10 protein-coding genes are annotated in these 13105 nt (G+C 68.4%); 7 read left to right on the forward strand and 3 right to left on the reverse strand.

Annotated elements, in window-relative coordinates; all coding sequences use genetic code 11:
* Positions 1-175 precede the first annotated feature (175 nt).
* Positions 176-2158 (forward strand): ATP-dependent DNA helicase, encoded by a 1983-nt coding sequence (locus tag OG223_RS38580; RefSeq protein ID WP_329259030.1) that lies wholly within the window; start codon positions 176-178, stop codon positions 2156-2158.
* A 155-nt stretch (positions 2159-2313) separates the two neighbouring features.
* Here the strand turns inward: OG223_RS38580 and lexA are convergent, their stop codons facing one another.
* Positions 2314-3093, reverse strand: coding sequence for a transcriptional repressor LexA (lexA, locus tag OG223_RS38585; protein WP_026151025.1), 780 nt, complete (start codon positions 3091-3093; stop codon positions 2314-2316).
* A 564-nt stretch (positions 3094-3657) separates the two neighbouring features.
* Here lexA and nrdR point away from each other — a divergent pair.
* From nrdR to OG223_RS38600, 3 genes are all read left to right on the forward strand, one after another.
* Positions 3658-4209, forward strand: a complete 552-nt coding sequence (gene nrdR, locus OG223_RS38590) for a transcriptional regulator NrdR (RefSeq protein WP_329259033.1) — start codon at positions 3658-3660, stop codon at positions 4207-4209.
* A 165-nt stretch (positions 4210-4374) separates the two neighbouring features.
* Entirely contained in the window at positions 4375-7269 is a 2895-nt protein-coding gene (locus OG223_RS38595; RefSeq protein WP_329259036.1) for a vitamin B12-dependent ribonucleotide reductase, read from the forward strand.
* Between the two features lie 170 nt (positions 7270-7439).
* A complete protein-coding gene (locus OG223_RS38600; protein WP_329259039.1) occupies positions 7440-8135 on the forward strand; it encodes a DUF6215 domain-containing protein in 696 nt (231 codons plus the stop codon).
* A 25-nt stretch (positions 8136-8160) separates the two neighbouring features.
* Here OG223_RS38600 and OG223_RS38605 read toward each other — a convergent pair whose 3' ends face one another.
* Entirely contained in the window at positions 8161-8685 is a 525-nt protein-coding gene (locus tag OG223_RS38605) for a TerD family protein (protein ID WP_329259041.1), read from the reverse strand.
* Positions 8686-8840: 155 nt separating this feature from the next.
* Between OG223_RS38605 and OG223_RS38610 the strand changes: the two genes are divergently transcribed.
* The 3 genes from OG223_RS38610 to OG223_RS38620 all read left to right on the forward strand — a co-directional run bounded on the left by OG223_RS38610 (position 8841) and on the right by OG223_RS38620 (position 11205).
* Positions 8841-9446, forward strand: coding sequence for a YdbC family protein (locus tag OG223_RS38610; RefSeq protein WP_329259043.1), 606 nt, complete (start codon positions 8841-8843; stop codon positions 9444-9446).
* A 140-nt stretch (positions 9447-9586) separates the two neighbouring features.
* Complete coding sequence (locus OG223_RS38615) at positions 9587-10246, forward strand: histidine phosphatase family protein (RefSeq protein WP_043677931.1); 660 nt, start codon at positions 9587-9589, stop codon at positions 10244-10246.
* 11 nt (positions 10247-10257) lie between these two features.
* Entirely contained in the window at positions 10258-11205 is a 948-nt protein-coding gene (locus tag OG223_RS38620; RefSeq protein ID WP_329259049.1) for an ADP-ribosylglycohydrolase family protein, read from the forward strand.
* Between the two features lie 210 nt (positions 11206-11415).
* Here OG223_RS38620 and OG223_RS38625 read toward each other — a convergent pair whose 3' ends face one another.
* Positions 11416-12963, reverse strand: a complete 1548-nt coding sequence (locus OG223_RS38625) for an MFS transporter (RefSeq protein WP_329259052.1) — start codon at positions 12961-12963, stop codon at positions 11416-11418.
* Positions 12964-13105: the final 142 nt, after the last annotated feature.

Below are 13105 nucleotides of genomic sequence, written 5' to 3' on the forward strand. Positions count from 1 at the left end.
AACTTCCACTCCCCGAACGAACTCCCGTCCGCTCCAAACCGATCCCCACCCGAACCGACCCGATCCCCACCCGAACAAAAACCACCCCCACCCAAAAGCCCCCGGTCTTGATCCACCCCCTCCGTCCAGCCTTGATCACCCGGTTGTCAGTCCCGCCCCGTAGGGTGGTCGGGCTATGACGAAGCCCTCACTCCCCGAACTCCTGCATGCTGCCGTCACTGCCGTCGGCGGTTCGGAGCGCCCCGGCCAGGTGACCATGGCCGAAGCCGTCGCGGAGGCGATCGACGACGGCTCCCATCTGCTGGTCCAGGCAGGCACCGGCACCGGAAAGTCGCTCGGCTACCTCGTGCCCGCGCTCGCGCACGGTGAGCGGGTGGTCGTAGCGACCGCCACGCTCGCGCTCCAACGTCAGCTGGTGGAACGCGACCTGCCGCGCACGGTCGACGCACTGCATCCTGTCCTGCGCCGCCGCCCCCAGTTCGCGATGCTCAAGGGCAGGTCGAACTACCTGTGCCTGCACCGACTCCACGAGGGCATGCCGCAGGACGAGGAGGAGGGCCTCTTCGACCAGTTCGAGGCGGCCGCCCCCACCAGCAAGCTGGGCCAGGACCTGCTGCGGCTGCGCGACTGGACGGAAGAGACCGAGACCGGCGATCGCGACGACCTCACGCCCGGAGTCTCCGACCGCGCGTGGGCGCAGATCTCGGTGTCCTCCCGTGAGTGCCTGGGCGCCCAGAAGTGCGCCTACGGAGCGGAGTGTTTCGCCGAGGCGGCCCGCGAGCGCGCCAAGCTCGCCGACGTCGTCGTCACGAACCACGCGCTGCTCGCGATCGACGCCATCGAAGGTGCCCCCGTCCTCCCGCAGCACGAGGTGCTGATCGTCGACGAGGCCCATGAACTGGTCTCCCGGGTCACTGGAGTCGCCACCGGCGAGCTCACCCCGGGCCAGGTCAACCGCGCGGTGCGCCGGGCCGCGAAGCTGGCCAACGAGAAGGCCGCCGATCAGCTCCAGACCGCCGCCGAGGGCTTCGAGCGGCTGATGGAGCTCGCCCTGCCGGGCCGCCTGGAGGAGATCCCGGAGGACCTCGGTTACGCCCTCATGGCGCTGCGCGACGCCTGCCGTACGGTGATCTCCGCGATCGGCGCCACCCGCGACAAGTCCGTGCAGGACGAGGACGCGGTCCGCAAGCAGGCGCTGGCCTCCGTGGAGAGCGTGCACGACGTGGCGGAGCGGATCACCAACGGCTCCGAGTGGGACGTCGTCTGGTACGAACGCCACGACCGCTTCGGGGCCTCCCTGCGCGTCGCCCCCATGTCCGTGTCGGGCCTGCTGAGGGAGAAGCTCTTCGCGGACCGTTCGGTGACCCTGACCTCCGCGACGCTGAAGCTCGGCGGCGACTTCAACGGCGTAGGGGCCTCCCTGGGCCTCGCCCCCGAGGGCACGGCGGGCGACGATCTGCCGCAGTGGAAGGGCGTCGACGTGGGCTCGCCCTTCGACTACCCGAAGCAGGGCATCCTGTACGTCGCCAAACACCTCGCGCGCCCCGCGCGGGACGGCGATCGCGCCGACATGCTGGACGAGTTGACGGAGCTGATCCAGGCGGCCGGCGGTCGCACCCTGGGCCTCTTCTCCTCGATGCGGGGCGCCCAGCTCGCCGCCGAGGAGCTGCGTTCCCGTATCCCGGAGTACCCGATCCTGCTCCAGGGCGAGGAGACGCTCGGCGAGCTGATCAAGAACTTCGCGGCCGACCCGAAGACCTGTCTCTTCGGCACGCTGTCGCTCTGGCAGGGCGTCGATGTCCCCGGACCCAGTTGCCAGTTGGTCGTCATGGACAAGATCCCGTTCCCGCGTCCGGACGACCCGCTGATGAGCGCCCGCCAGAAGGCGGTGGAGGACGCCGGGGGCAACGGCTTCATGGCGGTGGCCGCCACGCACGCGGCGCTCCTCATGGCCCAGGGAGCAGGTCGCCTCGTCCGTGCGTCGGGAGACCGAGGCGTGGTCGCCGTGCTCGACCAACGGCTGGCCACCGCCCGCTACGGCAGCTATCTCAAGGCGTCACTGCCCGACTTCTGGTACACCACCGACCGTAACCAGGCCCGTAGGTCTCTGGCGGCGATCGACGCGAAGGCGAAGCAGGAGGAAGCCGCATCGGAGTGATTCGGGGCGGTGTCGGCCCGGCGCGCCGGCCCGACACCGCATCGACAACCGGCTGCCACCGGGGTCCGCACAGCACAGGACCCCGGAACCGGCGCAGGGGTCCCGGGGTCCGGTCAGGGGGCCGGGCCGATGTGGCCCGCCCGCCGCAGCCGCCGTCACACGCGCCGCAGCACCGCCACCACCTTGCCGAGGATCGTCGCGTCGTCGCCGGGGATCGGCTCGTAGGCCGAGTTGTGCGGGAGGAGCCAGACGTGGCCGTCCTCGCGCTTGAAGCGCTTGACGGTGGCCTCGCCTTCGAGCATGGCGGCCACGATGTCGCCGTTCTCGGCGACCGGCTGGCGGCGCACGGTCACCCAGTCGCCGTCGCAGATCGCGGCCTCGATCATCGAGTCACCGACGACCTTGAGGACGAACAGCTCACCGTCACCGACCAGTTGGCGGGGGAGGGGGAAGACGTCCTCGACCGACTCCTCGGCGAGGATCGGGCCACCGGCGGCGATCCGGCCCACCAGCGGGACGTACGACGCGGCGGGCTTGCCCGCGGTGTCCGTGGGCTGCACCGACGAGGACTGGTCGCTGCCGCGGACCTCGTACGCGCGCGGGCGGTGCGGGTCGCGGCGCAGGAAGCCCTTGCGCTCCAGTGCCATCAGTTGGTGTGCGACCGAGGATGTGCTGGACAGGCCCACGGCCTGGCCGATCTCGCGCATCGACGGCGGGTAGCCCCGTCGCTGCACCGAGTCCCTGATGACCTCGATCACCCGGCGCTGCCGGTCCGTGAGTCCCGAGCTGTCCGCCCGGATGCCGGGAGGTCGGCCCGGCAGGGAGCGCTTGTGTCCCTCGGGATTCGCGGCTTCGTTCATTGCATGCACCGGCTCGAGTCGGCCCTGGGAGCGATCCTGGGCAGTGATGGTGGCACTGTCTGCGGTGGTGGTCACGTCGGCCCCTCTCGATGGTCTCCCTGCTGGACAACGGTAGTTGCTTTCGAAAGGTTGCGCCAAACACACGTTCGAGTGAAAAAACGCGGATAGCCTGTCGCGATCATGCGTCTGGGTGTATGGCCAACGTGGCACCTGGCGGACAAAAGAGTTCATTGTTGTACTCTTCGCCGCCGGGGTGGTGGCCTCGTGGGTTGTCGCTCAGTCTGCCACCCGGTGTCCCGGCGGTCGGGGGCCGGTCCCGTTCTGCGCGGGAGCCCCACGCCTCCTCCGTGCCGCGTTCACGGTATCCCCGTAAGTGGCCTGGCGGTACGGCTGTGCGCCCGCGTGTTCGGGGCGACGGGACGGTCGTATGGCACATGCCAATACGGGTGCGACACGCGCGTGCAGCGTGTTTGTGTGAGCCAATCACCACATCTAGTGGTTGGATTGCGGCAGCAGCCCAGAAGTTGTGGTCCCCCGGGTCTCCGGAGTCTCGGCCATCGCCTATGCTTGGGGCTGCTTCGAGAGGTCCAAGAGGTCTCACGAGGCTATTGAGTCTGCTGTGAGGGAGGGTTGGAGACCATGCACTGCCCCTTCTGCAGGCACCCCGACAGCCGTGTCGTCGACAGCCGTACGACCGATGACGGCACGTCGATCCGCCGGCGCCGCCAGTGCCCTGACTGCTCCCGTCGTTTCACGACCGTGGAGACGTGCTCGCTCATGGTGGTCAAGCGGTCCGGAGTCACCGAGCCTTTCAGCCGCACCAAGGTCATCAACGGTGTGCGCAAGGCATGCCAGGGACGGCCTGTCACCGAGGACGCACTCGCCCAGCTCGGCCAGCGGGTCGAAGAGGCGGTGCGGGCCACCGGAAGCGCCGAACTGACCACCCATGACGTCGGGTTGGCCATACTCGGCCCGTTGCAGGAGCTCGACCTCGTCGCCTATCTGCGATTCGCCTCCGTCTACCGGGCGTTCAACTCGCTCGAGGACTTCGAGGCCGCGATCGTGGAACTGCGGGAAGCGACGCCAGGCCCCGCCGCGGACGACGAAGACGCGGTATCGGGGAGCCAGCAAGACGACGGCGGGTCCGGAGGGACTGTTCAGGTCCCCGTGCCCGCCCACTCCGCCGACTGACCGACGGGCCGGAACCGGGCGGAGACCCCGGGTCCGGTCGGGCGGCGGTGGACCAGGACTTGTCGCGGAGCCATGAGCGTGTGGGCTGCCGTGACACCAGACAAACACTCTGCCACGGGAACATCGTGGCATTTCAGGGCGTTTTTGCCTGTAGAGGGAGGCGGCATGACAGAGACGGCGAGCGGTCCGGCACGAGGTTCCCGCGCGAAGGGCACCAAGGCCACCAAGGGACTGCGCATCGAGCGTATTCACACCACCCCTGGCGTGCATCCGTACGACGAGGTGGAGTGGGAGCGTCGTGACGTCGTCATGACCAACTGGCGCGACGGCTCGGTCAATTTCGAGCAGCGTGGCGTCGAGTTCCCCGCCGAGTGGGCGGTGAACGCGGTCAACATCGTCACCAGCAAGTACTTCCGCGGCGCTGTGGGCACCCCGCAGCGCGAGGTGAGCCTCAAGCAGCTCATCGACCGCATCGTGAAGACGTATCGGAAGGCCGGCGAGGACCACAAGTACTTCGCCTCGCCCGCCGACGCCGAGATCTTCGAGCACGAGCTGGCGTACGCCCTCCTGCACCAGGTCTTCAGCTTCAACAGCCCCGTCTGGTTCAACGTCGGGACCCCGCAGCCCCAGCAGGTCTCGGCCTGCTTCATCCTGGCCGTCGACGACTCCATGGAGTCGATCCTCGACTGGTACAAGGAAGAGGGCATGATCTTCAAGGGCGGTTCCGGCGCCGGCCTGAACCTGTCCCGCATCCGCTCCTCCAAGGAGCTGCTCTCCTCCGGTGGCAACGCCTCCGGTCCGGTCTCCTTCATGCGCGGCGCCGACGCCTCCGCGGGCACCATCAAGTCCGGTGGCGCCACCCGCCGCGCGGCCAAGATGGTCATCCTGGACGTCGACCACCCCGACATCGAGGACTTCATCCAGACCAAGGTCAAGGAAGAAGAGAAGATCCGCGCGCTGCGTGACGCGGGCTTCGACATGGACCTCGGCGGCGACGACATCACGTCGGTGCAGTACCAGAACGCCAACAACTCGGTCCGAGTGAACGACACGTTCATGAAGGCCGTCGAGAACGGCGACAAGTTCGGCCTGACGTCCCGTATGACCGGCGAGGTCATCGAGGAGGTCGACGCCAAGGAGCTCTTCCGCAAGATGGCCGAGGCCGCCTGGGCCTGCGCCGACCCGGGCATCCAGTACGACGACACCATCAACCAGTGGCACACGTGCCCGGAGTCCGGCCGTATCAACGGCTCGAACCCGTGCAGCGAGTACATGCACCTGGACAACACGTCGTGCAACCTCGCCTCGCTGAACCTGATGAAGTTCCTGAAGGACGACGGCAAGGGCCACCAGTCCTTCGAGGTCGAGCGCTTCGCCAAGGTCGTCGAGCTCGTCATCACCGCGATGGACATCTCCATCTGCTTCGCGGACTTCCCGACGCAGAAGATCGGCGAGAACACGCGCGCGTTCCGCCAGCTCGGCATCGGCTACGCCAACCTCGGCGCCCTGCTGATGGCGACCGGCCACGCGTACGACTCCGACGGCGGCCGTGCCCTCGCGGGTGCCATCACCTCCCTGATGACCGGCACGTCGTACAAGCGTTCCGCCGAACTCGCCGCGGTCGTCGGCCCGTACGACGGCTACGCCCGCAACGAGCAGCCGCACCTGCGTGTCATGAAGCAGCACGCCGACGCCAACGCCGTGGCCCCGCGCGCGGACGACCTGGACACGCCCATCTGGGCCGCGGCCACGGAGTCCTGGCAGGACGTGCTGCACCTCGGCGAGAAGAACGGTTTCCGTAACTCGCAGGCGTCCGTCATCGCCCCGACCGGCACCATCGGTCTCGCGATGTCCTGCGACACCACCGGACTTGAGCCCGACCTCGCCCTGGTCAAGTTCAAGAAGCTGGTCGGCGGCGGCTCGATGCAGATCGTCAACGGCACCGTCCCGCAGGCCCTGCGTCGCATGGGCTACCAGGAGGAGCAGATCGAGGCGATCGTCGCCCACATCGCCGACAACGGCAATGTGATCGACGCCCCGGGCCTCAAGCAGGAGCACTACGAGGTGTTCGACTGCGCCATGGGCGAGCGTTCCATCTCCGCGATGGGCCACGTGCGCATGATGGCCGCGATCCAGCCCTGGATCTCCGGCGCGCTCTCCAAGACGGTCAACCTGCCGGAGACGGCGACCGTCGAGGACGTCGAAGAGGTCTACTTCGAGGCGTGGAAGCTGGGCGTCAAGGCGCTCGCGATCTACCGCGACAACTGCAAGGTCGGCCAGCCCCTCTCCGCCAAGACCAAGGAGAAGGAGAAGGTCGAGGTCACCGCCAAGGCCGAGGAGACCATCCGCACCGCGGTCGAGAAGGTCGTCGAGTACCGCCCCGTCCGCAAGCGTCTCCCCAAGGGCCGCCCGGGCATCACGACCTCCTTCACGGTCGGCGGCGCCGAGGGCTACATGACCGCCAACTCCTACCCGGACGACGGTCTCGGCGAGGTCTTCCTGAAGATGTCCAAGCAGGGCTCGACCCTCGCGGGCATGATGGACGCCTTCTCGATCGCCGTCTCCGTAGGCCTGCAGTACGGCGTGCCCCTGGAGACGTACGTCTCGAAGTTCACGAACATGCGCTTCGAGCCGGCCGGCATGACGGACGACCCGGACGTGCGGATGGCGCAGTCGATCGTCGACTACATCTTCCGTCGCCTGGCGCTCGACTTCCTGCCCTTCGAGACGCGCTCCGCGCTCGGCATCCACTCCGCCGAGGAGCGTCAGCGTCACCTGGAGACCGGTTCGTACGAGCCGACGGAGGACGAGGTCGACGTAGAGGGCCTGGCCCAGTCGGCGCCGCTCGCCCAGGAGTTGAAGGCCGTGGCCCCGCCGAAGGCCGTGGCCGAGGCGCCCAAGCCCGCTCCGCAGCAGGCGCACACCAGCGCCGAACTGGTGGAGATGCAGCTCGGCATCCAGGCCGACGCCCCGCTGTGCTTCTCCTGCGGTACGAAGATGCAGCGGGCCGGTTCCTGCTACATCTGCGAGGGGTGCGGCTCGACCAGCGGATGTAGCTGAGTCAGGGCATCTGCCTGAGGTGAACTAGCAGGTCAGGGCGGTGGAGTCGGAATTCCGGCTTCGCCGCCCTCGGCGTTTCCCGGCCCCGGGCGAATCCGGTTTCCCAGTGGAACGATCAGCGGTTAATCTCCCTCAGCGCGCACAGTGTGCGCACAGGGGAGGGTGGGGGCATGAGCGACGATTCCGTCGAGCCCGAAAGAGGTATGGGGGCGGGGGCCCAGGCGGTCGCGGCGGTGGTGCTGGTCGGGGGTGTCGTGGGCGGCATGTGGGGACTTGGGGAAGTCCTGCCGAAGACGACGTCACAGGACAGCAAACCGGCGACCTGCTCGGCGAGCACGGACAAGACACTGCCGGCGCGGTACGCCTCACCGAAGGCGCTCTGTACGGCGCTGAACCGCGCGGACCTTCCGGTGCTCCTGGGGACTCCGGACGAACACGCGGAGAGCGCCTCGGGCAGTGCGGGCTGGATGACGCTCGCGGGGGGCACCAAGATCGCCAGCCCCGAGGCAGACGTGGACCTGGAGACCTATTCGGTGCGGCTGTCGGCGTCCTACGACGACATTCCCATCACCGAGGCGGCCCGCTACGTGGACTCGACCTCGCAGGTGAAGACGGTCCTGGGGCACCCGGCGGTCCTCTACTCGGACCGGACGATCGCCATCAGCTTCAGTCTCGGCGGGGGCAAGGCCAGTACGGGCCCCGGGGGCATCGCCCGCAGCCTGCTGGTCTCCACGAGCGCGAAGGACGGGGGCGACTCCTTCGAGATATCCATCTGGCGGCAGGACGACGTGCCACCGGATGACGAGGCGCTGTTCCGCATCGCCGAGGAGGTGCTGCCGACGGTCCCGGGCTGGACCGCCGGCTGACGCGCCGTCCCGATGGGCAGGGCTGCTACGCCTTGCCCATCGTCCTGGTGAAGGTCGCGGGATCGTCCTCGAAGCCCCGGATGCCGGGATGGAAGTCCCAGCCTCCGGACTCGTCCCGGACGAACTCCCCGACCGTCGCCGCCGTCGCACCGAGGACGTCACCGAAGTCGTGCTCGGTGAGGACGGTGTACCCCTCGCGGATCCGCAGCTTCGGGTTGAGGACGTTGACGAACGTGCGGTGGGCGGCACGCTGTTGGATGACGACGCCGACCACCACGCGCGCGTACCGGTCGGCGAGCCGGTCCAGCTCCAGCGTCATGACCTCGTCCCAGCCGAAGCCCTTGCCGTCCTTGCTGTCCCGGTTGAGATAGATGGTGCCGTCGGGGGAGCGGCTGTCGAAGTGCACCGCATACGCGGGAGCGCCGTGCGGATCACCCGCCACATAGGTGGTGGCGACGATGTCCAGATCGACGGGCGGCTGCCCGGTGGGACTCGGATCCCACTGGAGCCCGACTTCGGCCTTGCGGATCCCCTTGCTGAGGCCGTTCACCACAGTTCCCCTTCCCCGTTCGCCTTGATCGCGTGCCCCAACTGCTGGGCAATCAGCGTTCGTTGTCCATCGTGCCACGCGCGCGGGGGCGTGTGCGCCGACGATCTCCGCCGGAGCGTGACCGGCGCCACGCTCCGTGGCCTTACGATGGCGCGGTGCTGGTCAAGTGGATTCGCTGCACCGTGGTGGACCGCCGCGGCTTCGAGCGCGGGCAGCGAAAGTGGGCGGGGCTTCTGGGGGAGCCGGGATTTCGGGGACAGGGGGGAGGCTGGAGCAGAGCGCGGCCAGGAGTGGCGCACATTTTCGCGTTCTGGGAAAGCCGTGCCTTCTACGACTCGTTCATGGCCCGATCACATGACCGACTGGCCTCGTCTCAGGCGGGCACCTTCAAGGACGCCCAGGTCAAGCTGTTCGACCATCGCTTCGACGTGAAGACAGGTTTCGAGCCGCGCTTCACCGATGCCGACCTGGTGCGGGTGGCCCTGTGCCGAGTCCACGAGGAGCGCGCCGAACACTTCACGCTGATGCAGGAGAAGGTCTGGAACCCGGCGATGGCCGGTTCCCCCGGCATGCTCCGGGGGCTCTTCGGCGAGGCACCGGAACACGAGTTCATGGTGCTGTCGATGTGGCACTCGGCCGCCGAGCACGGCAAGTACCGCACCGAACGGGTGGAGCGGCTCGCACTGAGGGCCCAGATCGAGGCGGACATCGTGTCGCTCACGGGGGACATCGTGCAGTTGGAACCGAGCTGGATAGTTTGAAATCCAGACTGACGTCATCGACGTCCCGGTGCGTGAATCGTGCGCCCCTATGTGGCTCATCGGGCAGAATTCGTGTGACCTACGCCGTATGGAGCCCGTACGACTGCTCGATATGCCGTCACTCGATCTAGGGTTTTGGCATGGCACGACCACGGCGCATCGTCCTTGTCCGGCACGGCGAGTCAACGGGCAATGTTGATGACACCGTCTACGAGCGTGAACCCGACCATTCCCTGGCGCTGACCGACCAGGGTTGGCGGCAGGCTGAGGAGACCGGCAAACGGCTGCGGGAGGTCTTCGGCCGCGAGCGCATCAGCGTGTACGTCTCCCCGTACCGCCGTACGCACGAGACCTTCCGCGCCTTCCACCTCGACCCCGACCTCGTCCGCGTACGCGAGGAACCCCGGCTGCGCGAGCAGGACTGGGGGAACTGGCAGGACCGGGACGACGTACGCCTCCAGAAGGCGTACCGGGACGCGTACGGGCACTTCTTCTACCGCTTCGCCCAGGGCGAGTCCGGCGCCGACGTGTACGACCGCGTGGGCGGCTTCCTGGAGAGCCTGTACCGCAGCTTCGAGGCCCCCGACCACCCGCCGAACGTGCTCCTGGTGACCCACGGCCTGGCGATGCGGCTGTTCTGCATGCGCTGGTTCCACTGGACGGTCGCGGAGTTCGAGTCACTGTCGAATCCGGGGAACGCCGAGATGCGGATGCTCGTTCTGGGAGACGACGGCAGGTACGCGCTGGACCGGCCGTTCGACAGTTGGCGAGACCCGGAGCCGTACGGGATCAGTGGATAGGGTGCGGAGCGATGACCTCTGACTCCTCTCCCGACCATCCCGACCTCGACTCTTCAGATTCTCCCGGCTCTCCCGACGCGCGTCTGGGCCGAGCCCTGGCCAGCCTGCGGGGGCTGGCCGTGGGGGACGCGCTGGGCTCGCAGTTCTTCGTGCCCGCGAACCACCCGCTGCTCAAGCGCCGCGAACTGCCTCCGGCTCCTTGGCAGTGGACGGACGACACGGAGATGGCCGCCTCCGTGGTCGCCGTCCTGGCAGACCACCAACGCATCGACCAGGACGCCCTGGCGCATTCCTTCGCCCAGCACCACGACTTCGACCGCGGCTACGGCCCTGCGGTCAACCGACTCCTGCGCCTTGTCCGCGAAGGCGGTGACTGGCGCGAGCTGTCCGCCGCGCTCTTCAACGGTCAGGGGTCTTGGGGGAATGGTGCGGCGATGCGGATCGCGCCCCTGGGCGCCTGGTACGCGGACGACCCAGAGCAGGCCACCCACCAGGCGGAGATCTCCGCCTACCCCACACACCAGCACCGTGAGGCCGTCGTCGGCGCCATGGCCGTCGCCGCGGCCGCCGCGCTGGCCGCGGCCCCCGACGGCCCGCCCGGCCCCGAGGCACTCCTCGACGGCGTCATCGCACTCGTACCGAAGAGCGCGGTCGGCGCGGGCCTTCGGCGCGCCCGGGACATGCTCGACTACGCCGATCCGGGCACCGTCGCGGCCGTACTGGGCTGCGGACGCCGTACGTCCGCTCATGACACGGTCCCCTTCGCGCTCTGGTCGGCCGCGCGTGGCCTGGGCGACTACGAGGGGGCGTTCTGGGCCACCTCCCAAGTCGGCGGGGATGTGGACACCACCTGCGCGATCGTGGGCGGCGTGATCGCCGGCGGGAAGGCGGGGACGCCGCCCGCCGGGTGGGTGGAGCAGACGGAGGCGCTGCCGGGCTGGGTTCCGACGTCCGGCTGAAGCCTCCAACTCCTCGCCCGGTCAGCGCCTCCGCACGCGACTGAAACTCTCTGTGCCCGTCGGGAACTCTCCGTGACCGCCCGGCCGTTGTCCTGGCAGCCGCTGTGTGACACATGAGTCCACACGGCAGACAGGACACGGCAGTTGCAGGGGGTGGTCATGAGGTCTTCGTCGTTGCCGGTCGGCCGGGTCCCGACCGGGCCCGGCCGGTCAGCCGATCCCCGGACCCGCCGTGCCCGCGAGGGCGTCGAGATCGCTCTTGCGGACCCGGATCACCAACCAGGCGGTGACCAGGGCGAGTACGGCCATCGCGGCGGCCGGGATGAAAGCCGTCGAGATGCCGTGCGCGAGCACCTCGTGCCCCCATGGCGCGGGCAACTGGTGTGTCTTGCCGAACTCGGCCTTCTGCTCTGCCGATCCGTGGGCGAGGAACTTCGGCAGTTGCTTCTTCGCCTCGTCCCTGCTGGCCGAGCCGAACACCGTGGTCAGGATGGACAGACCGAGCGAACCGCCCACCTGCTGCATGGCGTTGAGCAGCGCGGACGCCGCGCCTGCCTCGTGCGGGGCGACACCCGACACCGCGGTGATCGTCAGCGTCACGAAGTTCAGGCCCATGCCGAAGCCGAACACCAGCATGGGGCCGAGCACTCCGCCGACGTACGAACTGTCCGAGCTGATGAGGGTCTGCCAGGCCAGCCCGATCACCGCGAGGGCCGAGCCGACGAGCATGAACGGCCGTGGCCCGAACCTCGGCAGGAACTGCTGGGACAGCCCCGCGCCGGCCGCGATCACGACCGTCACCGGCAGGAAGGCGAGACCCGCCTGGATCGGGCTGTACCCCAGCATGTTCTGCACGAAGAGCACGATGTAGAAGAACATGCCGAACATCGCGGCGGCCAGGCTCAGCATGATCACGTACGTGCCCGAGCGGTTGCGGTCGGCGAACATCCTCAGCGGGGTGATCGGCTCCTTGGCCCTGGACTCGATGATCACGAAGCCCAGCAACAGGACGGCCGCCGCACCGAAGGACCCGATGGTCAGGCTGTCGCGCCACCCCTTGTCCGCCGCGCGGATGAAGCCGTACACGAGGGAGGCCATACCCGCCGTCGAGGTGAGCGCGCCCGCGATGTCGAACCGGCCGGTGTGCCGTTCGGACTCACTGATGTACAGCGGCGTGAGTACGGCGATCAGCAGGCCGATCGGCACATTGACGAAGAGCACCCAGCGCCAGTCGAGCCACTCGGTGAGCATGCCGCCCGCGAGCAGACCGATCGCGCCGCCACCCGCCGAGACCGCGGCGAAGACTCCGAACGCCCTGTTCCGCTCCGGGCCTTCGGGGAACGTGGTGGTGATGAGCGCCAGCGAGGTGGGCGACGCGATCGCGCCACCCACGCCCTGCAGGACGCGCGCGGCCAGCAACTGCCATGGTTCCTGGGCGAGTCCGCCGAGCAGCGAGGCGAAGGTGAAGAGCAGGATGCCGGTGGTGAACACCCGGCGCCGACCGAGGATGTCGCCGGCCCGGCCGCCGAGAAGCAGCAGACCACCGAAGGTGAGCGTGTAGGCGCTGACGACCCACGTGAGGTCGGTGGTGCTGAAGCTGAGCGCGGCTTGAATGTGCGGGAGCGCGATGTTCACAATCGTCGCGTCGAGTACCACCATGAGTTGGCAGGCCGCGATGACCGCGAGCGCGATGCCGGGATGCCCCTCCCGGCGGGCCGCTCCTGGTTTTGGGTCCTGAATCAACTGAGAGGTCGTCACTATGGGTCCCCCATAAGTGTGTTAGTGAACGCTCGCGTTCACTGCCGCGTCAACGGTAGTGAGTCCCCAACAGTGAACGCAAGCGTTCACTTAACTCGGCTTCGAGCGGCGCATCCCCCCGTCGCTGCCGAGTGACGCATCC

This window comes from Streptomyces sp. NBC_01478 (genome assembly GCF_036227225.1).
Lineage (GTDB): Bacteria > Actinomycetota > Actinomycetes > Streptomycetales > Streptomycetaceae > Streptomyces.

Bases quoted from the DNA above. Each gene is read 5' to 3' on its own strand.
- OG223_RS38580 (WP_329259030.1), top strand. From the start codon at position 176: ATGACGAAGCCCTCACTCCCCGAACTCCTGCATGCTGCCGTCACTGCC.
- nrdR (WP_329259033.1), top strand. From the start codon at position 3,658: ATGCACTGCCCCTTCTGCAGGCACCCCGACAGCCGTGTCGTCGACAGC.
- OG223_RS38595 (WP_329259036.1), top strand. From the start codon at position 4,375: ATGACAGAGACGGCGAGCGGTCCGGCACGAGGTTCCCGCGCGAAGGGC.
- OG223_RS38600 (WP_329259039.1), top strand. From the start codon at position 7,440: ATGAGCGACGATTCCGTCGAGCCCGAAAGAGGTATGGGGGCGGGGGCC.
- OG223_RS38615 (WP_043677931.1), top strand. From the start codon at position 9,587: ATGGCACGACCACGGCGCATCGTCCTTGTCCGGCACGGCGAGTCAACG.
- OG223_RS38620 (WP_329259049.1), top strand. From the start codon at position 10,258: ATGACCTCTGACTCCTCTCCCGACCATCCCGACCTCGACTCTTCAGAT.